The organism is Pseudoalteromonas sp. 1181_04 (assembly GCF_052850545.1).
The window spans coordinates 15,750-38,348 of sequence record NZ_VXCS01000011.1; the positions used below are offsets into that span (position 1 = coordinate 15,750).

Annotated in this window: 16 protein-coding genes and 3 pseudogenes; 11 read left to right on the forward strand and 8 right to left on the reverse strand. The window is 39.9% G+C overall.

The annotated features are described in order from the left end of the window. Positions 1–16 precede the first annotated feature (16 nt). Positions 17–2,962: a TonB-dependent receptor gene (locus tag FW757_RS10540; RefSeq protein ID WP_446441197.1), complete on the forward strand. Its 2,946-nt coding sequence runs from the start codon at positions 17–19 to the stop codon at positions 2,960–2,962. Between the two features lie 47 nt (positions 2,963–3,009). Here FW757_RS10540 and FW757_RS10545 read toward each other — a convergent pair. Together FW757_RS10545 and FW757_RS10550 are read right to left on the reverse strand one after the other, a co-directional pair. Next, positions 3,010–3,879 (reverse strand): annotated as a pseudogene (locus FW757_RS10545) (S41 family peptidase); the annotation flags it as partial. A gap of 321 nt (positions 3,880–4,200) precedes the next feature. Further along, the gene (locus FW757_RS10550; RefSeq protein WP_182739529.1) at positions 4,201–4,620 is read right to left on the reverse strand and encodes a VOC family protein; all 420 of its coding nucleotides are present in this window, start codon (positions 4,618–4,620) and stop codon (positions 4,201–4,203) included. 196 nt (positions 4,621–4,816) lie between these two features. On the opposite strand from FW757_RS10550, the pseudogene FW757_RS10555 reads away from it, so the two are divergent. From FW757_RS10555 to FW757_RS10565, 3 genes and pseudogenes are all read left to right on the forward strand, one after another. Continuing rightward, positions 4,817–5,007: pseudogene (locus tag FW757_RS10555) on the forward strand (hypothetical protein); the annotation flags it as partial. A gap of 214 nt (positions 5,008–5,221) precedes the next feature. Then, positions 5,222–5,704, forward strand: a complete 483-nt coding sequence (locus FW757_RS10560) for a DUF3015 domain-containing protein (RefSeq protein ID WP_149980008.1) — start codon at positions 5,222–5,224, stop codon at positions 5,702–5,704. A 76-nt stretch (positions 5,705–5,780) separates the two neighbouring features. Then, positions 5,781–7,622 (forward strand): Lnb N-terminal periplasmic domain-containing protein, encoded by a 1,842-nt coding sequence (locus FW757_RS10565; RefSeq protein WP_446441198.1) that lies wholly within the window; start codon positions 5,781–5,783, stop codon positions 7,620–7,622. Here the strand turns inward: FW757_RS10565 and FW757_RS10570 are convergent. Further along, positions 7,619–8,443, reverse strand: coding sequence for a sterol desaturase family protein (locus FW757_RS10570; protein WP_182717559.1), 825 nt, complete (start codon positions 8,441–8,443; stop codon positions 7,619–7,621). The two genes, FW757_RS10565 and FW757_RS10570, sit on opposite strands and share 4 nt — an antisense overlap. Further along, positions 8,440–8,883: an SRPBCC family protein gene (locus tag FW757_RS10575; RefSeq protein ID WP_182798171.1), complete on the reverse strand. Its 444-nt coding sequence runs from the start codon at positions 8,881–8,883 to the stop codon at positions 8,440–8,442. Before FW757_RS10575 ends, FW757_RS10570 begins: the two co-directional genes overlap by 4 nt. Before the next feature lie 96 nt (positions 8,884–8,979). Here FW757_RS10575 and FW757_RS10580 point away from each other — a divergent pair, with 96 nt between their 5' ends. Further along, positions 8,980–9,978, forward strand: coding sequence for an AraC family transcriptional regulator (locus tag FW757_RS10580; RefSeq protein ID WP_064663881.1), 999 nt, complete (start codon positions 8,980–8,982; stop codon positions 9,976–9,978). Positions 9,979–10,071: 93 nt separating this feature from the next. Then, positions 10,072–10,833 carry a substrate-binding periplasmic protein gene (locus FW757_RS10585; protein ID WP_149980003.1) on the forward strand — a complete coding sequence of 254 codons (762 nt, stop codon included), beginning with the start codon at positions 10,072–10,074 and terminating at the stop codon, positions 10,831–10,833. Here the strand turns inward: FW757_RS10585 and FW757_RS10590 are convergent. Next, a pseudogene (locus tag FW757_RS10590) lies at positions 10,830–11,239 on the reverse strand (nucleotide triphosphate diphosphatase NUDT15). The gene FW757_RS10585 and the pseudogene FW757_RS10590 overlap by 4 nt on opposite strands. A 203-nt stretch (positions 11,240–11,442) precedes the next feature. Between FW757_RS10590 and FW757_RS10595 the strand changes: the two are divergent. Then, on the forward strand, positions 11,443–13,332 hold the full coding sequence (locus FW757_RS10595) for a propionyl-CoA synthetase (RefSeq protein ID WP_446441199.1): 1,890 nt from the start codon (positions 11,443–11,445) through the stop codon (positions 13,330–13,332). Positions 13,333–13,451: 119 nt separating this feature from the next. Then, a complete protein-coding gene (locus FW757_RS10600) occupies positions 13,452–14,738 on the forward strand; it encodes a mechanosensitive ion channel family protein (protein ID WP_446441200.1) in 1,287 nt (428 codons plus the stop codon). Here the strand turns inward: FW757_RS10600 and FW757_RS10605 are convergent. After that, positions 14,724–15,608, reverse strand: a complete 885-nt coding sequence (locus tag FW757_RS10605; protein ID WP_024601320.1) for a LysR family transcriptional regulator — start codon at positions 15,606–15,608, stop codon at positions 14,724–14,726. The genes FW757_RS10600 and FW757_RS10605 overlap by 15 nt on opposite strands. A 110-nt stretch (positions 15,609–15,718) precedes the next feature. Between FW757_RS10605 and FW757_RS10610 the strand changes: the two genes are divergently transcribed. Continuing rightward, complete coding sequence (locus tag FW757_RS10610) at positions 15,719–16,861, forward strand: alkene reductase (RefSeq protein WP_446441201.1); 1,143 nt, start codon at positions 15,719–15,721, stop codon at positions 16,859–16,861. A gap of 82 nt (positions 16,862–16,943) precedes the next feature. On the opposite strand, the gene FW757_RS10615 is transcribed toward FW757_RS10610, so the two are convergent. Continuing rightward, the gene (locus tag FW757_RS10615; RefSeq protein ID WP_145234322.1) at positions 16,944–17,474 is read right to left on the reverse strand and encodes a hypothetical protein; all 531 of its coding nucleotides are present in this window, start codon (positions 17,472–17,474) and stop codon (positions 16,944–16,946) included. A gap of 324 nt (positions 17,475–17,798) precedes the next feature. On the opposite strand from FW757_RS10615, the gene FW757_RS10620 reads away from it, so the two are divergent. Next, positions 17,799–19,139, forward strand: coding sequence for an L-cystine transporter (locus FW757_RS10620; RefSeq protein WP_149979997.1), 1,341 nt, complete (start codon positions 17,799–17,801; stop codon positions 19,137–19,139). A 315-nt stretch (positions 19,140–19,454) separates the two neighbouring features. Beyond that, on the forward strand, positions 19,455–21,722 hold the full coding sequence (katG, locus tag FW757_RS10625; protein WP_446441202.1) for a catalase/peroxidase HPI: 2,268 nt from the start codon (positions 19,455–19,457) through the stop codon (positions 21,720–21,722). A gap of 147 nt (positions 21,723–21,869) precedes the next feature. On the opposite strand, the gene FW757_RS10630 is transcribed toward katG, so the two are convergent. Continuing rightward, entirely contained in the window at positions 21,870–22,067 is a 198-nt protein-coding gene (locus tag FW757_RS10630) for a CPXCG motif-containing cysteine-rich protein (protein ID WP_145234329.1), read from the reverse strand. Positions 22,068–22,599 lie beyond the last annotated feature (532 nt).

Genomic DNA, 22,599 nt, shown 5'->3' on the forward strand with positions numbered 1-22,599 from the left:
AAAAAGCAGAGCAATTATGAACACAAATAAGTTTAAAAAAAGCCAAATAGCGGCTTCTGTGTCACTTATCATCGCTGCAAGCACATTTAACTTCGCTAACGCTGCGCAAGAAAGTACTGCCGAACCTGAAATCGAAGTAATACAAATTAAAGGTATACGTGGTTCACTGATCCGCTCTATGGACATGAAACGCGATGCATCTGGAGTAGTCGATGCAATTTCTGCCGAAGAAATGGGTAAATTCCCAGATACCAACTTAGCTGAATCACTACAACGCATTACGGGTGTATCGGTGAGCCGTGCAAACGGCGAAGGTAGCCAAATTACAGTCCGTGGTTTTGGCCCTTCATTTAATTTGGTAACACTTAACGGTCGCCAAATGCCTGGAACGGGTAACTCTCGTTCGTATAATCTTGAAAACATCGCCTCAGAAGGTGTAAGTGCCTTAGAAGTATTTAAAACTGCCCGTGCTGATGTGCCTAGCGGTGGTTTAGGTGCGACAGTTAATATTTCAACATCGCGCCCTCTGCAAAGACCTGGGCAGCACTTTTCAGCAACAGCAAAAGCAATTCATGACTCATCAAATGAAGTTGGTAGCGATGTAACACCTGAAATATCAGCTATTTACAGCAATACCTTTAATGATGAAATGTTTGGTATTGGCTTTTCATTCTCGCATCAACAGCGCGACTTTCAAAAACAAAGCGCTAATATTCAAGGTTGGCAAGCTAATGTAGATTTACCGACTCTTTCAGAAGATAAATTTATTGATGCTCGCCCAGTTGATGCAGACGGTAATCGCGTAGGTAATCACTTTTTTGCAAAAGACATGAACTACGCTATTGAAGATTTACAACGTGAGCGTACCAATGGGCAAGTAACACTGCAATTTGCACCCACTGATAATTTTGTGGCCACCCTTGATTACACAGCAAATGAGGCTACAACAGGGTCAAAAACTCTCGGCTGGGGTATTTGGAACGACTTTGGCAGTAATATTAACGGTTACGAGCTAGATGAAAATGGCACCGCTATTTATGCCGATATTAGCGGTAATGATGCGTCATTTACTTCTAGTAAAAACACCACTGAAGTAAAAGCTCGTTCTATCGGTTTAAATTTAGATTGGCAAATTAATGATACATGGCAAATTGAGCTTGACTACCATGATTCTAAAAACGAAACCGACAATGGCGCAGACAAAGGTCTAGGTAGTGATGGGCAAGTTATTTTAGGTTCTGATCAGCTTGTTAATAAAATTTATGATTACCGCACTGGCGAAGTTCCGCATACGCAAGTTAATTGGAAAAACGGCACGAATGTATTAAGCCCAGGTGAGATTGATTCAAACTTTAGTCAGTTTATTCATTCACCGGGGGAATCAAATATTGAACAACTTCAACTACATGCAAGTTGGATAAATGAAAGTTTTGACATTGGTTTAATTGAAGTTAAGTTTGGTGGTTCGCGCACAGAGCAAAACACCGGTGGTTATGAGGCATGGAGTGGCTTAGTTGGTGGCCCTGGTTTTAATCCTTCTTACACTGAAATTTTCCCAGATGGTATGTTTACACTTCATGATACCTCAGGATTATTAGATCAATTTGCCGGTGGCGGTAGCAATTTACAACCAAACTATTACTACAGCTATGATTTTGACGAAGCCGTAGCAAGACAAATGGCATACTTAACCGCTGATGTAACAGGCGGCGATGCTTATGCACCTAATGCCTATCTTGATGGCATTGACAGTCAAAGCTCGGTTGAGGAAATTACCAACAGTATTTATGTTCAATCACGTTGGGAGTTTGACGTTAGTAATTACTACGTTAAAGTAAACGCAGGTCTTCGCTACGAAGAAACCGATGTAACCAGCTCTGTTCGTCAGCGTGTTGAACAACAAGTTAATTGGATCAGCGCTTCAGAGTGGATCACTCAATATTCAGCAGGTGGCGATGATAACTTCTTAGTGCAAGAAGGCAGTTATGATATTTTACTGCCATCAATTGACTTAAGTGTTGACCTAACTGATGACGTGGTTGCTCGCGTATCGTGGGGCAAAACAATGTCACGTGCACCTTTGGGCGATTTAGCTGGCGGTCGTTCACTAACAGGCAGTCCAAAACCGGGAGCACGCGTAGGTAGTCAAGGTAACACGGGGCTATTACCGTTTGAATCAACAAATCTTGATTTATCTTTAGAGTATTACTACGCAGAAGGCAGTTATGCATCTGTAGGTTACTTTAAAAAGGACGTTGATAACTTTATTCAAACCACCATTACCCCAACCACCATTGAAGGCTTATATGATATTTTAAATGGCCCGCGCTATTTACAAGCTGTGAGTGATATTGAGGCACGTGGTGAGCAAGCAACAACCGATGCCATTTTTGCACAAATGCTTGCTAATGGTGATGGTAATGCCAATGGTCAAATTGAACCAAATAGTAACGATCCGCTTATTACTTGGAACATTAGCCAACCACAAAATACCGATAGCAAATCAGTCGATGGTTTTGAAGTGGCAGTACAACACTTAATTGGCGAAACAGGCTTTGGTGTCGGTGTTAATGCTACATTTGTCGACGGCGATGTTGAGTTTGATACAGACAGCTTAGACCAACAAGCCCCGTTAACGGGCTTAAGTGATTCAGCTAACTTCCAAGCGTTTTACGAAAAAGATGGCTTATCAGTAAAACTGACTTACGCATGGCGCGATTCATACCTTATTGGTGTAGGCCAAGCACAAGGTTCTGCTGATGCACCACCACAATATGCGAAAACATATGGCCAGTGGGATATGAGCGTAAATTATGACGTTAACGAGAATGTGACGGTATTCTTTGAAGGTATAAATCTCAATAATGAAACCGAGCAAGGCTATGGCCGTTACGAAGAGCAGTTCTTATTTGCTCGCCAGTATGGTCCACGCTACGCAATTGGTGCACGCTATACCTTTTAATAAACCTAAGTAATTAAACAGTCCAGCCGCTCATTGAGCGGCTTTTTTTATAACTGTTTAATTTTTTCTAATAGCTTATCGGTTGTCCAATCAATAGCGTTATAGGCAATATCGGGCTTATAGTAATCGCCCTTTGCTCTTGCTCTATCAACATACACTTTATTAGGGATAATAACTTTACCTAACCCTGAGGGTAACTCGGCGAGTCGAACATCCATATACAATGAGTCAGCACTGCTTGGCGCGCCAAATAACTGAGTGTTTGAAAACTGCTTAAATACATCAATGGCATCAAGACACGCACTTGCACACTGTGGCGGCACAATAACAAAAACCTGTGTTTTAAAGTCACTTACTGGCACTGTAATTTCGCTTTGGTTTGATTTACTTTGCGGCTCTTCGATGTAAAATAGCTTATTGTTTTCAAGTGACTGCGCCATACCTGCAGCTATTTCTTTAAATTCTTTTTGTGCTTTAGGTTGATCTTTCAACACTTCAATTAATGATTTAACATGGTTAGTATTATCTTTTGACGCTCACCACCAAACCCGGCTATTTTGTGAGTAGTTAGCCATTTTTTGTTCAACAACTTGCTCACCCCACAACGCTTTTGCAAGCTTTAAGCTCCAATACGACGAGCCACCTTGGTTATGACGAAGATCTAAAACCACCGTTTTTGCACTGAGTAACTTAGTACGTTGACTCGCCACTTACTTATACAGGTTATTGTAATCCTTAGTTTGCTTATCGTTATTTGCAAAACTGGGCATAGCAATCCACGCTATGTTTTGCGCAGGCCAAGTTAAGTCGGTTGCAAGCTCATCCCCATTATAGGCATGTGTTAAATGCTTACTTACGCTCTGTGGCTGAACAGACCAATCAAGGGTTTTACTGTAAGTTTGCCCATTGGCTTTTATTACTCTGCTATTGAGCGGCGCAGCTTTCGCTGAAGATAACTGTTATTTAACAGCTATTGTAAACAATGTATCAACCCCTTTATTACAAGGTGTTGCATCGACATAAGACTAGTAAAAGGGGTTAACCAATTTGAATTAGTATGTACACTAAGTCAAAGTGGTGTATTCACTTTTACTCGCCCTGCACTTAAGAGCTTTTCGTGGCAACAAGATGGCGCATTAAAAGCTCCCTTAAAAACAAATCATGCAGTGCAAAATTATTAGCTAATGCTAGGTGAGTTTGATAAGTATGAGCTAGCAAACATGGCTAACTCAGCTATATTAATCTTTTTTAAATAACACCTGTGGATAAACCATTGTTTTCATTTCTAATACATTACCGTTTGGATCTTCAATAAAAAACGTTTCTTGTTCAAATTCATTGCCAACAAAACGACGGTATGGCTTATCTAAATATTCAAGACCTGCATCTGCAATACGCTTTTTTAATGCTTGAAATTGATCTTCTGATAAGTGAATGCCAAAGTGAGGAACTGCCACCGCGCCCATATCAACATCATGACGAACAGTTGGTAAGCGCTCAACACTTTGATGAAGCGTTAACTCGTTACCCCAAAAATCAATGTCTACCCATCGCCCTGCTTCACTATTGCCCGTTTTACAGCCAAGTACGTCACAATAAAATGTTTTCGCTTTTTCGAGATCACCGGCAGGAATTGCTAGGTGCAAACAGTTGGACATAAATTACCTTTATTAATAACTTTTAACATATGAAATATGCTGCATTATACATAAACTGCAATTTATATAACATTAACAGCATTACTTTTAGTAATTAATTGCATACCACCAAAGCTAAAACTAATACTTTATGATGTGTGTGCTATGCCTAAATCCATCTCCTTGAAGTTCATCGCTTTTGTAAACGCGTACAACATTGGCATTATCTATTGTTGTGTCTGCGGCTTTAACTGGCCTCATTGGTTCATTCCATATCCTGCAGATTATAAAAAACATTCTTATGCATCTATTTATACACGTAGTTTTGCCAGTATGTGTTTCACCGTTTTAATTAGCAACTACTGGAAAATTGCTATTATTTCTGCAACTGGCGCTGCGCTCACAACTGCTAAATAAAAGTATTCTAATAAAGAGTAATCCGTTCGCTCTTTGTCGTTTAATAACTAATATAAATATAAATATAAAACTATTAATGACCCTAAACCGCCTACGCTATAATAATTTCATATCTAGCCTTGTTATTTTTTACGTATATCTGTTAATATCCTCCGCGAACTTTATTTGCCCTAAATAAAGAATAATCATATACGGATTTATGAACATGAAAAAACTAATCGCAGTAGCAGCTCTATCTTTACTTCCTTTCTCAAATGCAATGGCTGACCAAGATATTGGTTGTGGTCTTGGTTCAATGTTATTTGCTGGTCAGCAAGGTAAAGGCGTGAAAATTTTAGGCGCTACAACTAACGGTACATCAGGTAACCAAACTTTTGGTATCACTTTTGGTACTCTAGGTTGTGATGGTACTGGTACAGTAACCTCTTCAGAAAAAATTGCTTTATTCATCGACGGTAACATGGAGCAACTTGCTCGTGATATGTCAAAAGGTGAAGGCGAAACTTTAGCTACTCTAGCTGAAGCTTGGGGCGTTGCAGATCAAGATAAAGCAGCGTTTAATGCGCTAGCTCAAGCACAGTATTCTTCAGTATTCACTTCTGAAAATGTGACTTCACAAACAGTTTTAGAAAACCTAAACACTGTAATTGCAAGTGATGCAAAACTTGCTTCTTATACTCTTTCTTAATCAGCTAAATTAGCCGGTTTTTATACGTATAAATAAAGCCGCTGGGGTTTATCTCTAGCGGCTTTTATTAGTGATTATGAAAAAAATATTATTTGTTTTACTAATTGCACTGTTCAGTGCTTACTCAAACGCTAAAAGTATTGAAATTAATACATTAGCAACAGATCCATACTGGCTTAAACTGGGTCACTATCGTCCGACGACGCTAGGTGGTTGGAAAAGTGAAGTAGACAGTGTTAAGTTTTTTTTATCCCCTAAAGGAAAGGTAAGCCCAAGGGATGAGCTCAACACCACTATTAACGCATTTAATGGCGATAATAGCCTCCCTCAACAAACACAACAAACTCGGTGCCAATTTCCTGCACGTTACACGTGGCTTAAAACAAAAATAAAAAATAACTGGCCAGAACTTAATTGCCCAGATCTACAAACTTGGCAAAAAATTATAAACCCTAAGGGCGTTACTTTAGTCTTTCCAACTGCATTTATGAATAGTCCATCATCAATGTTTGGCCATACCTTGTTACGTATTGATGCAAAGGATCAAACTCGGCATAAAGAATTACTCGCATTTGCCGTTAATTTTGCAGCAGAGCCAGATGGTTCTGATAATGCTGCAATGTATGCATTAAAAGGCTTAATTGGTAGCTATCCGGGCAAATTTTCACTGATGCCGTATTATAAAAAAGTACGCGAGTATAATGATTTAGAATCTCGTGATATTTGGGAATACAAACTTAATTTATCCGAGGAGCAAGTTAAGCTTATTTTATTACATCTATGGGAGCTACAATTAGCCACTTTTGATTACTTTTTTATAGATGAAAACTGCTCTTATCAGCTGCTCGCATTATTACAACTGGCAAAAAACGATCTCAATTTAACATCCTCATTTGACTTACAAGCCATTCCATCTGATACCGTTGCGGTACTTAGAAATAATAACTTGTTACAAACACCTAATTATCGTCCTGCGTTTGGTACTAAACTGTATCATTATTCTACTCAAATGACTGACGAGCAACTTAATGACGCAAGAGCGCTTATGCAAGGTGGATCACTCAATACCCGAAACTACTCCGAATCACAATTGGTCGCTATATTAGAAATGGCCTATGAGTGGTTAAATTTTGAGTTTTACGATAAAAATTTAAACCGTGAAGAAATTGCCCCACGACTTGCTAAGTTACTCCTCATGCGTAGCAAATATAAAATAGCTTCGCCATTTACCAAACCAAATCGACCTGCAGCCTCTCCAGAGCAAGGTCATGGTTCTTCTAAAATAACGCTAGCAAGAACCCATTATAATCAACAAAGTGATTTAACAAGTTTTGCATATCGCCTCGCATACCATGACTTACTAGACACCTCTGCTGGGTTTATTCCTGGTGCTCAAATTAGCTTTTTTGATATTGAAGGCGCTATAAAAGATAACGGTAACACTCAGCTAGAACATTTTTATCTATTAGATGCAATGTCACTTGCACCCGATAACCGGATTTTTGATAGCTGGTCATGGAACCTTAAAATGGGCTTTGATCGACAGCCAAATAATGACTTTCAACAAGGCCGCTGGTTTACTAAAGGTGGCTATGGAAAATCAATCGGCAACCCAAACACCCTTCATGGCTATTTATTAGCACAAGTTGAGTTTAACAATGGCGATATAACGGATAAGTTAACAACGGGGTTTGGCACAGAAGCTGGTGTTATTTGGCAAATCAATAATAGTCATAAGCTTGCCCTTAAAACAAATATAATGTGGCTTGTCGATGCAGACGTAGATAATCACGCTGATCTAACATTAAAATGGAATTACGCTTTGTCACGAAATTTATCTATACGCACAGAGCTAAAAAACCAGCGATGGTATACAAGCAGTACGTCGGCTAAACTAGCCATTCAATATTACTTTTAATCACTGGGTTTTACGGAGCTTGTTGGGTAACCAAACAACACGTTTAACTTGGCTTTTAACCCTTTAGCTTGGTAAGTACTTTTAAATAAATACTGCCACTGATGAAAGGTGATTTTGATTGGGTTATTACTGTTTAATTGACCAATAATGCCGTATTTACAGGGCTTGTTTTCATCCTCTTCTACATAAGTGCCAAATAATTTATCCCAAATAATTAAAACGCCAGCGAAGTTTTTATCTAAGTAGCCATTATTTATAGCGTGGTGCACCCGATGATGCGATGGGGTATTAAATAATGCTTCAAACCAACCGAGCTTTTTTACCACTTGCGTGTGTACAAAAAATTGATAAGCCAAATTAAGTGCCACCACCGCAAAAACAATCACAGGCTCAAAGCCTATTAATATCATCGGCAACCAAAATAGCCACATTCCCGCCAGCGGATACATTAAACTTTGCCTAAATGCCGTGGTAAAGTTCATTTTAGTAGAACTATGATGCACTACATGAGCGGCCCATAACCAATGAATATGGTGTGATGCACGATGAAACCAATAGTATAAAAAGTCTTGCAGTAAAAAAGCGCCTAATACAGTAAATAGCGTCAATTCAATATCAAATAGCCGAAACTGATACAACCAATAAAAAAACGGCATTAATAATAATAACGCAATGGCATCAGCGCCTTGATGTAATAAAGCAAGTAACGCGTTGGCTAAGCTGTCTTTTATATCGTAGTAACGTCTAAATTTTATAAACTCAACCCCTACAAACAGCAAAAAAATAGGGCTCAGTGCCAATAAAATAATTTCAATGCTCATGGCGTTTGCTCCTGAAAATAGCTGGCTATTTTTTTAAGTGCTTGGCTAACATCTTTTTTTATAAAAAAAGCCAGTATAAAATTGGGTAACCACAAAGGCGCAATGCAACGAATATGGTAGCTGATCTCGGTGAGTGATGGCTGAGCATTATTGGCTTTTAAGTAAATATCACCACGGTGCTGTGCAACGGGTTTATCCCCTAAAATGCGGTAACAAATGTGGCTATTATCGGCCGTTATTATTTGCTCCTTAAATGTTGTACCTTGCATTTTTATTTGTCTAATGGTGCCTTTTCCACCACTTATTTCACCTGAGTCTTGCGGTGTTAACACTTCAAACTGCGCATTAAAAAAGCGCCCCAAATCAGCATGCGCTAATAATAAGGTGCATAATTGTTCAGGTGTTGCTGCCACACTATGTTTAACGTTTATCTCAATCATTGTGTGCCCCATATTATTTTTATAGATCTCTAGCATATAAAAATATTGCATGGCAAACTTGCGATTAGATGACTATTTTTTAGCTTTAGGCGACAAATGAAAACCTTAGCCGATCATTACTTTTCTAGCTGTTTGGATTATCTTCAAAGCACAGGATTAGATAGCCAAGAGATACTAACTGCCATTGAATTTGATGAATATACAAATAAGCAAACACAACAATTAGCGCCTCGTATTAGCTTAAAAAGCTATAATGCGCTGCTTAGTTATGCACAGCAAACGCTAAATGACTCCTTATTCGGGTTTGAATTAGGAAAACAAATACGTACCGCTGATTTTGGTGTACTTGGGTATTTAATTGAATCGAGTACTAATCTAGCCAGTGCCATTACTGCACTACTGAGCTACGACAGTTTAGTGGCTAACATAGGGCGTGCTGAGTTTGAACAGCAACAAACACTTTGCAAGGTAACCTGGTTAGCAGACCCACAGTGCAGTCCACAAGCCGTATTACGAAATATGACCGCGTGGGTAAGTGTTATACGCCAACTGCTTAATCCTCAGCTTTCGCCTAGTTGCGTTTATTTTACAGCACATTTTTCAGACAGTGAGTTACAACAATTAGCGCAATGGTTTAATTGCCCAGTAAAAGCTGGCGCTAACTTTAATCAAGTAGAGTTTCCAAGTAGTTACTTAACCCTTCCTTTTAAAACCGATAACTCCCAGATTAACGCTGTGCTAAAGCAAATGTCAGAGCAACAGCTATCCCAGTTTAAAAGTCAGCAATTATTAACAGAAAAAATTAATCATATTTTAATGGCTAAATATGATTTGCAGGACTGTTCACTGATCAGAACGGCTAGTGCTTTAAATATGACCCCGCGCACAGTGCAACGTCATCTAAAGCAAGAAAACACCAATTTTGCCGCTCTTCTTGAGCGAGAGCAAAAACGCCGTTTGTTAACATATATTCCTCATTATTCGCTAAGCAGTATTGCAACTATGTTGGGGTTTAATGATCAAAGCTCTTTTAATCGCGCCTTTAAGCGCTGGTATCAATGCTCACCTCGTCAATTTATAAAAAACAATAATTAAACAATTTGATTACCTAAAACACACATTTAACGTGTACCTTTTTATTAATTTTATTTACACTAGCCTCATGTATTGCTTTAAAGACAATTATTTATGCGTTTGCGTATGATGTTAACTGTTTTTGTATTGGTTTTTTATAGTGCGGTCTGTCACGCAAACCCGGTTACCTTCATCGCTGAAGATTTGCCCCCTTATCATTTTAAAAACCCTCAAGGTGAAGCGCAGGGTGCCTTAGTAGATATCGCTAAAGCAGTATTAAAAGGCACGGCTTTAACAGCAACGTTTGAAATAATGCCGATGGCGCGTATGTTTCAACAACAACAAGCCAATCCTAATGCCATCATGCTGTCACTGTTAAAAACACCAAACAGAAACAGCCAGTTTAAGTGGCTGGGAAAAGTGTATTTTGCAGATGCATACCTAGTAAGTTTACGCAGTCATAACGATGAAGTGATTCACTTAAACTTTGCCAAAGAATATAAAGTAGCCACTATTCGCGGTTATTCTGCACAAGCTTATTTAGAAGCTCAAGGCTTTACTGAAAGTGAGAATCTAGTCTTAGTGAGTTACTACCAGCAGCTATGGAGAATGCTGTATAAAAATCGTATCGATTTTGTGGTGACTAACACCCTCACCCTTGAAAACGAGTTAAAGCGAGCAGGGCTCGACCCAAGCTTAATTACTAAGCGTATACACTTAGATGAGCTACCTTCTTCTCTTCACTTTGCAGCAAGTAAGCAGCTTAACCCGCAAACAGCGAAAATTATTACTGATAGATTAAACGCGATAAAAGAAAGCGGTGAATACCAACAAATTTTAAATAAATGGCAACTCCCTATTCCAACGCGCCTTTAGTATTGAGTAGGTAAAACGCCTTGCGTTAAGTAATTTTTCAATGAAGTAAATAAAGGTGAAGGTAAGTTATTAATATCGCACCAACGCCACTGTAAACATTTGTTAGGCTCTTTATTCACAGGCTCGCCACCTTCATACTTTGCCTGCACATATAAAGTAATATAGTGCTTGTTCTCGGCGCTAAATATATCGTTGGTAAAATCGAGTTTACGAATATTAGTAACAGTAAGCCCTGTCTCTTCTGCTACTTCGCGCACTGCACATTGCTCAACCGTTTCACCAAATTCTAAATGCCCCCAGGGGTTGCCCAAGTATTTGCACCATGTGCGCCTATTCGCTCACCGAGTAAAATTTTATTATCATGCATTACTATCACTGCAACGCCTACTCTGACAACTTGACTCATTATTACCACATTAAATAGTTCATCATTTTTATATGTTACCTCATTTAAATCATCAAACTAGTCGTTAGTTCGTTATAAACCATAGCGTTAGCTAAAAACCACACAATCCGTTCATTATTTAACCGACCATAGTCGAATATCACTCCTGATAAAAAGCGCTTAGTTTTAAATAAAGTTATATTAAATTTTGCTCAGGAGCCTTTATGTCAGGTGAATACAAACAACACTACAACGAGTTTAAACAAAACCCGGCAGCGTTTTGGTTATCGCAAAGTAAACGCCTCCCTTGGTACCAGGCTCCCGAAACAGCTTACACACAAGATGAAAACGGTTTATATCACTGGTTTGCGGACGGCCAACTTAATAGCTGCTTTTTAGCGGTAGATCAGCATGTTATTGCCGGCCATGGTGATGAAACAGCGTTAATTTATGACTCACCCGTAACCCATACCGCGCGCAGCTACAGCTACTTTGAACTACAACAAGAGGTCGCTAAATTCGCAGGAGTAATGCAGTCTTTAGGCGTAACAAAAGGCGACCGCGTGGTTATTTATATGCCCATGATCCCCGAGGCCGTAATTGGTATGTTAGCCTGCGCCCGCATCGGCGCTATTCATTCGGTCGTTTTTGGCGGGTTTGCAGCACATGAGCTTGCCGTAAGAATTGATGACGCCAAGCCTAAGTTAGTACTCAGTGCTTCTTGCGGTGTAGAAGTGAATACCGTAATTGAATACAAAGAGTTACTTGATAACGCCCTCGAATCAGCCTCGTATAAAGTAGAACATTGTATTATTTATCAGCGTGAGCAAGTAACTGCACCACTTATGCCTGAGCGTGATATTGACTGGGCTGTTGCAATGCAAACAGCTACTGTTGTTGATCCTGTTCCGGTAAGTGGCGATCACCCGCTTTATATTTTATACACGTCAGGCACAACGGGTACTCCCAAGGGGGTTGTTCGTGAAAATGGCGGCCATGCCGTGGCCATGCATTACAGCATGGAAACCGTATACGGAATGAAACCTGGTGACGTGTTTTGGGCCGCTTCAGATATTGGTTGGGTTGTAGGCCATTCGTACATAGTGTATGCCCCGCTTATGTACCGCTGCGCCACTGTTTTATTTGAAGGTAAACCGGTTAGAACCCCAGATGCCAGTGCATTTTGGCGAGTGGTTGAACAGTATAAAGTAACGGCTTTATTTAGCGCACCGACAGCCTTTAGAGCGATAAAAAAAGAAGACCCCAATGCCGATGGGTTTAAACAATACGATACTTCAAGTCTGAAACGCTTGTTTTTAGCAGGCGAGCGCTTAGATCCCCCCACCTACGATTGGCTCAAAGAAAAAACAGGCCTACCTGTGCTTGATCATTGGTGGCAAACCGAAACTGGTTGGGCGATAGCCTGTAATCCTGTCGGCATTGAGCACCTACCTACAAAAGCAGGCAGTTCAACGGTTGCGACTCCTGGGTTTGACGTACGTATTTTAGATATGAATGGTGATGAATGCGCCCCCAATGAACAAGGTGCAGTCGTTATTAAACTGCCTTTACCGCCTGGGTGTTTACCTACTATTTGGCAAAATACTGAGCGCTTTAAGGCCGGTTATTTAAGTGAATATGAAGGCTATTATCTTTCTGGCGACGGCGGTTATATTGATGATGATGGCTACCTATTTATTATGGGCCGCACCGATGATGTGATTAATGTCGCGGGACATCGTTTATCAACCGGTGAAATGGAAGAAATTGTAGCCGCTCACCCAGCCGTTGCTGAGTGTGCCGTATTTGGTGTTAATGATGCGCTCAAGGGTCAAAACCCCATGGCCATGGTAGTATTAAAAAATGATTTTCATGGCTCGCATAAAGAAGTAGAGCAGCAATTGGTGCAAACCGTGCGTAATCAAATCGGCGCTATTGCGTGTCTTAAAAATATTATGTGTGTAGAGCGCTTACCAAAAACACGCTCAGGTAAAATTTTACGCAAAAACTTACGTCAACTTATTGATGGTGAAGAACTACAAATTCCATCAACCATTGACGATCCGAGTATTTTTGAGGAGTTAACTCTGCAACTTGCTGAAAATAAAATATAAATATTATTTTTAAAACGTCTATTTAAGCGCGGCTTAAATAGACTTTTCTCGCCCCATCTGCTTAACTAGATTTCATTAAATAGATGAAACTCACGCAAATAAATCTCTTGGGAATATAAATGACTGAAATACGATCGCAGCTGCGAGAATTTTTACTGCAATGGTTTAGTCTTTATTTTCCTGGGAGTGCGCATTTATGGTACAACATATTAGTACTGTGCTGGGTTGGCTTATTTGCGCTCATATTGCACCTCATCTTAAGGTCAGTTTCAAAACGACTACTTAAAGGCCGCTTTAGTGATAAAGTTGTTCAAACCGATACCCACACGCCTGCCGACTTAGCGCTTAAATTAACACGTAATATTTCCTTTGTTTTACAAGGTGCAGTGGTTGTTATACAAGCAAGGCTCTGGGTTCCAGAAGGAACGGCTTTTTTACATATCATTGAGATGTTTACTGATCAGTGGATCATTTTATTTGCACTGCTCTCGCTGTTCTCTTTGCTCAATATTTTTCAAGCGATATCTGACAGGCAACCCATTGCAGCTCACTTTCCATTACGTGGTTTTTTACAAACAATTAAACTGATCGCCAGCGTATTAACCGGTATTTTAGCGATTTCATTATTAATGAATAAATCCCCGTTAATATTACTCAGTGGTTTAGGTGCGCTATCGGCTGTACTGCTACTGGTGTTTAAAGACGCTATTTTAGGGCTGGTGGCCGGTATTCAGCTTTCAGCAAACAATATGCTTGCGGTTGGTGATTGGTTAGAAATGCCCAAATACGGCGCAGATGGCGATGTGATTGATATAGCCTTGACCACAGTTAAAGTAAGAAATTGGGATAAAACCATTACCACTATTCCAACCTATGCGCTAATTTCTGACTCATTTAAAAACTGGCGCGGTATGTCAGAATCCGGTGGGCGGCGCATAAAACGGAGTATCCATATAGAAATGAGCAGTGTGCGCTTTTTAGATGAGCAAGAGATCACCGCGCTGAAAAAAGCAGATTTATTAAGTCACTACCTCGAAATTACCCTACCGGCTATTAACGAGCAAAATACCACGAAAAAAATAGATATGAGCTGTACGTTAAATGGTCGTCGGCTCACTAATGTTGGCACATTTCGTCATTATTTAGTCGCGTTATTAAAACATCACCCACATATTCATCAGGGAATGACACTGATGGTAAGGCAGCTAGAGCCAACTAAAAATGGCTTACCCATTGAGATTTATGCATTTACCAATACAACTAATTGGGGTGAGTATGAAAATATTCAGTCAGATATATTTGACCATATATTAGCGATATTACCCGCCTTTTCGTTACGTGCCCATGAGGCACCAACAGGGAACGATATTCGTCAACTAATTAAATCATCACTAAATCCGTTTTAATTGCGCTATTAACCACTGGTGAATATCGCTGTTATTTGAACGTGGATGCCACGCTGCAATCACCTTAAATGGCGGTGGTAATAATTCAACTTCAAGCTGTTTCACTTTGGCGTTTGGCAGTAAACGCGATGGGTAAAAAGCAATTAAGTCAGTACTGCAAAGCAAATCGGGGACAAATGAAAAGCCAGGCACTGACATAACAATATTGCGCGCATAACCCTTATCAGCAAACCATTGGTCGTGAGAGCCTCGTAAGTTAGCACGTGACGCTGAAACCACTAATTGAGGGTGTGCGGCCACTTCAGCAAGGCTCAACGTCGATGAAGAAAACACCGTGTTTTTCCCCGCAATACAAATATGTTGTTCTTCAAATAATGTGTCATAGATTAAGTTTGCAGGGATAAATTCAGGAAAACTAATTAATAAATCCAGCTCTCCTGCACTTATTAATTGATTAACATTATCAGAGGCAAAGTCACGAATAATCAGCTTTAATCCTGGCGCTTCGCGTCTTGTTATTTCTAATAATTGTGGCAAAAGAGCTGCTATAGCGTAATCAGTCGCACTTATTGTAAATACGCCCTTGTAGCTACTTGGGATAAATTGTTTAGGTATTAATAACGCTTCTACCTGAGTTAATATTTGATTAATGGGCTTCTCTAGTGCAATTGCTTTAGGTGTTGCAACCATTGTATTGCCTTGGCGAATAAAAAGCCGATCGTCAAATAAGTCACGCAATTTTCGCAGCTGCTCACTAATAGCCTGCTGGGTTAAGCCCATTTTGCGGGCCACATCCGACACATTTTTTAGTTTAAGTAATGCACTCAATATTCGTAATTGTTTTATATCAAGCCGAGATATACCATTCATAATTGTATCTTAAACAAAAAAGCATTGTTTCAAATTGTACCTTTTAATCCCTATGCTCACCAGCATTGTAATTGGCACTAAACAGCATTATTAATTTAAAAGGTATTAAAATGAGTCAACCAAGTAAAAATATCGACAGTCTATTTTCATCAATCAATTTAGGCCCATACACACTTAAAAACCGTATTGTAATGCCGCCACTTACACGTTCACGTAGCACGGTTCCTGGCAATATCCCCAACGAGGTGATGGCCACATATTATGCACAGCGTGCTAGTGCTGGTTTTATGGTTACCGAAGGCACTCAAATTGAACCAAGAGGACAAGGGTATGCCTGGACACCGGGCATTCATTCTAATCAACAAATAGCTGGTTGGAAAAAAGTAACTGATGCAGTACATGCAGAAGGTGGAATTATTTTTGCTCAACTTTGGCATGTTGGCCGCGTTTCACACACCAGCTTACAGCCTAATGAAGCCAAACCTATTGCCCCCTCAGCTCTAATAGCTGATAGCGTTAAAGTCTTTATTGAAACAGGACCGGCTCAAGGCGCTTTAGCCAACCCAAGTGAACCACAAGCTTTAACAACCGATGAAATAAAAGAGCTTGTTGGCATGTATGCACAAGCTGCCCGTAATGCGCTAGAAGCGGGGTTTGATGGCGTAGAACTGCATTGTGCTAATGGGTATTTAGTAAATCAGTTTATTTCTGAGCACACCAATAAACGAGATGATGAATACGGCGGATCTCTTACTAATCGCCTGCGCTTTTTAAAAGAAATTGTCGCGGCAGTAAGTGACGTAGTAGGCCCTGAGCGCTTAGGGGTTAGATTTGCGCCCTTATTTAGCAGTACTGATGAAACCCGTGTTTATTTAGGGTTAGTAGAATCAGACCCACACCATACCTACATTGAAGCAATTAAAGTACTTGAACAAGCCGGTATTGCCTACCTTTCAATTGCAGAAGCTGATTGGGACAATGCCCCTGATTTACCAGAGCTATTTTATCAAGCAGCTAGAGCTGAATTTTCTGGGCGTATTATTTACGCTGGTAAGTACACTGTTGAAAAAGCGGTGGCGATATTAGCTAAAGGCTACGGTGATTTATTTGCTTTTGGTCGCCCTTTTATTGCAAACCCTGATTTACCAGCGCGCATAAAAAATCAATGGCCATTAAATGAAGCCGATGCAGCCACTATGTATGGCGGGACTGAGCAAGGTTACAGTGACTATCCTTGCTATAAAAATGATTGATAAAAATAACGGAGTAAGAGGCAGCTTAAGTTAAAAATAAATGACCCAAACATGCAGCCCATGTTTGGGTCATTACAGGGTATTACTGCTTTTTATCTATCACCATTTTTAGTTCATTTAATGCAGCAACCGAAAAACCCCGATCATAAAAGTAAATAATCTTACCGCTACCATCAATTAATACGATGCGGCTATTATTCGGATTTTCATTACCAGTGAACGCTTGTACTGCATCACCGTCTTTATAAATAGTGATCACCCCGCCCCACAGTTCTTTAGGAATGCCTTTTCTCATACCGCTATCAATAAAAGTACTAAACATACGCGGCACCATGCCTTGAATTGTGGGTAACTCATAAGCGGTGACGTTTATGCCACTCATATCCAAGCCAATAAGCCAGCGATCAATATCAAATTGACTATCTTGTTTATACCCAATTAACAGTAATGTCTGTGCGTTGTTAAAGTCTGTAGGGATAGTAAATTGCTGTTGCTCCAAGCTTTCACCACTGATAGTTGGAAACTGTTTACCGACTAAGTTCTGATTTGGGTATTGACTCGAACACCCACTTAAAAAAATAAAAAACATTAAACCAACAACTGATCGCAACATCTCTGTTCTCACTATTAATTAATAAACGATTAGGAAAAATTCTTTTGAATACAAATTTTTGATACGAATAAACACGCTATTAAGATCTAAATAACAACCAAAGAAGTCCATTCATACTGTTTTTTATCATTGCTTAATTTACCATTGATTATTAGCACCTTTAAATAGAAGCTCAACGGTTATATTTGTGTACAATAGTATTTTTTATACTCAAACATTATTAGCACATATCAATTTGTTCTATAGCATATCAAAAGTGTATTTTCGTTACCCGATACAAAACGCTAAAGTGCCGCGCTTATTCACAGCTTTAAAGAGGATGCTATGTCGCTTGCTGTTTTATTAATGCTGGCATTATTTGTCGGTTTGCTGTTTGCGATTTATCTTTTTTCGCAAAAAAGTAAAACCTTATCTCGCACTGTTTTATTTGGCTTAGTTGTTGGTAGTGCTTTTGGTTTAGCCTTACAATTTTTATTTTCCCACTCCCCAGAGTCTATTAATGACGTTTTAAGTTGGGTAAGTGTTGTTGGTAAAGGCTATGTTGGGCTATTAAAAATGATCATCATGCCATTGGTATTGGTGTTTATGATTGCCGCCGTGGTGAAACTAGAAAACCAAGGCTCTTTGGGCAAAATATCGTTCATTAGTATTGCTGTTTTACTCTTTACTACGGCAATTGCAGCCTTAATTGGTATTGCCGTAACCTATGGCTTTAATTTAAGTATTGAAGGCTTAGTTTCGGGAACCCGTGAGGCAGCAAAAATGAGCACGCTAGAGGGTAAAGCAGCCAATGTAGCTGATTTAAGTGTGCCACAAATGCTATTGAGCTTTATTCCAGAAAATCCATTTGCTGATTTAAGTAACCAACGCTCAACCTCTATAATTGCCGTCGTTATTTTTGGTGTCCTTGTAGGGATTGCCGCACGCAAGGTGATGCTTGAACGTAGCGAACTAGCAGATCCAATTCGCAACGGTGTTAACGCCTTACAAGCCATAGTAATGAACTTAGTAAGAATGGTGATAGCGCTAACGCCTTATGGCGTCGCAGGGTTAATGGCAAGCGTTGTGGCAAACTCAAGTAGCAATGATATTGTTAATTTACTGGCGTTTATTGTGGCTTCCTATGTCGCTATATTATTAATGTTTATTGCTCATGGTTTATTACTTAGCCTAGTTGGTGTGAACCCTAAGAGTTACTTTGAAAAAATTTGGCCAGTACTGACCTTTGCATTTAGCTCGCGTAGTTCAGCAGCCTCTATTCCTATGAATGTGGATGTACAAATTAACCAGCTAAAAGTGCCGCCTGCTATAGCTAACTTATCGGCTTCTTTTGGCGCCACTATTGGCCAAAATGGCTGTGCCGGTATTTACCCAGCCATGCTGGCAATGATGGTAGCACCCAGCGTAGGAATTGATCCGCTGACATTCGAATTTATTTTACCGTTAATTGGCATTGTTGTTATAAGCTCTTTTGGTATTGCCGGAGTAGGTGGTGGCGCAACGTTTGCTGCATTGGTTGTATTACCGACCATGGGATTACCGGTTGAGATAGTCGCGTTACTGATCTCAATTGAGCCATTAATAGACATGGCACGCACCGCATTAAACGTATCAGGGTCAATGACCTCAGGTGTTATAACGAGTAAATTAATTAAAGTGCACTAGATTTTTTGTAGTCGCCCAGCTTTGGCTGGGCTTTTTTATCTGTATTACTCCCTCCGCCTTAAGTAAAAACAATCCATTTATCTAATCACTAAAACAAAATCAATCATATTTATAGATTGTAGTAATCGCTTTATTTCGCACACACATTTCAGCCCGTTGCTATATTCTTTTCATTGCTTTGTTATTCAGGCTTGATTAAGCCTCACTTGAGCAAACAAATTTACAACTCAATAATTTTTAAAACGATTGAGATCTCTGTTTAAAGTAGTAATACGCTTTGTATAACGAAATTCGTTAACTTTAAGGAAGCTGACAATGAAAAACCGTTCATTCAATAAAAAAGCGCTTGTTGGATTTATAAGTATGGCACTTATATCTGGCACCGCTGTTAGCCAAGAAAAACCACAAATGTCAAAGCCACAAGGTGCTGTTGGCATGGGTGAAGCTAAAATGGGCGCAACCAGAACAAACCAGTTTTGGTGGCCAGATCAACTTAACCTTTCACCTCTGCGTGATCATGATGAACGCTCAAACCCTTACGGTGCCGACTTTAATTATGCCAAGGCATTTAATAGCCTAGATTTAGACACAGTAAAAAGTGATATTGATGCCCTACTAACACAATCTCAAGATTGGTGGCCGGCGGATTTTGGTAACTATGGGCCATTTTTTATCCGTATGACATGGCACAGCGCAGGTACTTACCGTACGCTTGATGGCCGCGGTGGTGCTGGTGGCGGTCAACAACGTTTTGAACCTCTCAACAGCTGGCCAGACAACGTAAGCCTAGATAAAGCCCGTCGTCTACTTTGGCCTATTAAACAAAAATACGGAGAAGCACTTTCATGGTCAGATTTAATCGTATTAGCCGGTAACGTTGCTCTAGAAAACATGGGGTTTGAAACCTATGGTTTTGCCGGCGGCCGGACTGATGACTGGGAACCAGACATGGTTTACTGGGGCCCTGAAGTAGAAATGCTTGCCAGCGACCGTGAAGATGCCAGCGGCAAATTAGAACGCCCATTGGGTGCAACTCACATGGGTTTAATTTACGTAAATCCTGAAGGCCCTAAAGGGGTTCCTGATCCAATCGGTTCAGCTAAAAATATTCGTGTGGCGTTTTCTCGCATGGCCATGAACGACGAGGAAACTCTTGCACTTATCGCAGGTGGCCACACCTTTGGTAAAATGCATGGTGCGCACAAACCGAAAGATTGTGTGGGTGCAGAGCCCGCAGCAGCAGGCATTGAAGAACAAGGGTTAGGCTGGAAAAACAAATGTGGTAAAGGCCACTCTGAAGATACCGTATCAAGTGGTTTAGAAGGCGCATGGACACAAGCTCCTACTCGCTGGTCATCACTGTACCTTAGCAATCTACTTAACTTTGAGTGGAAACAAACTCGCAGCCCAGCGGGTGCGATCCAATGGATCCCAACCGACGAATCTATGCACAAAACCGTACCTGATGCTCATGTGAAAGGTAAGTTTAATTCACCAGTCATGACGACTGCAGATTTAGCACTTAAATTCGATCCTGAATACCGCAAAATTGCTGAACGCTTTTTAAACGACCCTAAAGAGTATCAACTGGCATTTGCTAAAGCATGGTACAAATTGACTCACCGAGATATGGGGCCACCACGTAACTTCTTAGGTAAAGAAGTTCCTAAAGGAGACTTAATTTGGCAAGATCCTATTTCAGCAGAGACTCAATCAAACATTGATGCTGGCGCAGTAAAAGAGCTTAAAGCCAGTATTTTAGATTCAGGTCTTAGCGTATCAGAGCTAGTACGTGTTGCATGGGCATCTGCAGCAAGCTACCGTCATTCCGATATGCGCGGTGGTGCTAATGGTGCACGCCTTGCACTTGCACCACAAAAAGACTGGGCGGTAAATAATCCGGTCGAAACTGCAAAAGTACTAAAAGTATTAAAAGCGATTCAAGCCGACTTTAATGATAGTTTCTTTAGCAAAAGCCAAGTGTCACTGGCCGACCTGATTGTGTTAGCTGGTAATGCAGCGATTGAAAAAGCAGCGAAAGATGCAGGCTACACAGTAGACGTACCGTTTAATGCTGGCCGTGGCGATGCTACGCAAGCGCAAACTGACGTTAATGCATTTAGTTTATTAGAGCTGCCTGCCGATGGCTTTAGAAACTACTTCGATGCTGAAAAAAGCTACAAATCGCCAACTGAAATGCTAATAGATAAAGCAGATAAACTTGATCTAACAGTGCCTGAAATGACGGTATTAGTAGGCGGATTACGTTCGCTTGATGCAAACTATAAAGGCACTGACTACGGCGTATTTACTGACAAGCCAGGCACTCTAAATAACGATTTCTTTGTTAATTTATTGGATATGTCTACGGTTTGGAAAAAGTCATCAGATGCGGGGATTTATCAAGGCTTTGATCGTCAATCAGGTGAGCAAAAGTACACAGCCACTTCAGTTGATCTGATTTTTGGTTCAAATTCAGAACTACGTGCAGTTGCCGAAGTATATGCCTTTGATACATCAAAGCAAAAGTTTGTAGAAGACTTTGTTGCGGCATGGACTAAAGTAATGAACTTAGACCGTTAATTACCATTAAGTAATACAACCATAGCGCTGCAATTAATTGCAGCGCTTTTTATGTTGGTTAGTCATACTCTTTTATATATTACTGCATTGCTTTGCAGCTAAACATACTGCCCAAACCTTGCTGAGTGTAAGTGCCTATAAAGATAGTCAATAAGCTTCGTCATCACTAAAAACCGTCACTGAAAGCTCTTCATCTATATTTTCAAAAACCAAAAAATTAATAGGCTTACAACAGACTTGGCAGTCCTCAATATATTGTTGATCAACATCTGCCGGATCGAGCAGCACGTCAATATTCTCACCACAATAAGGACATGCTATCGTTTTTTCAGTTAATTGATTCATTGCTATAACCTCACATATTACTTGCTATACCCATTATCATTAGACATATAGTATCAAGCTGCATTTCTTTGTGCAGGCTCTTTGTTGAATTTCTTTGCAGGAGCAATCAGCATACTATACTCACTCATAGTACTGCCGATAACATACTTACACTCAAAGTGTTTTAACAAACAACTTAATTTATTGCTATATTAAACTCATTAAATTTAAGGGTGTTGGGTAAAACGAAAAAGCAACAGGCATAAATATCTTTGCCTAAGATAGTGCATATCTAGCCTCACAAAATTTAGGACATTAAAAGATATTTGCATAAATATATTCAAATTCATCATCTTTTTCATAAAATACGACATCACAAAGGGATCCTTTTGCTCCGCCTCGCTTTTTGCAAACTCAATATTTTTGCGCATATAAGAGCTCAAAATATCTAAATGACTTCAAGGAATTGGGATTTAATTTTTAGCAGCTTAGATTGCACTCCAGCCTCCATAAAAACCTAACGAGCCTGAAGAGTAATTCGTTTTTAATTTAT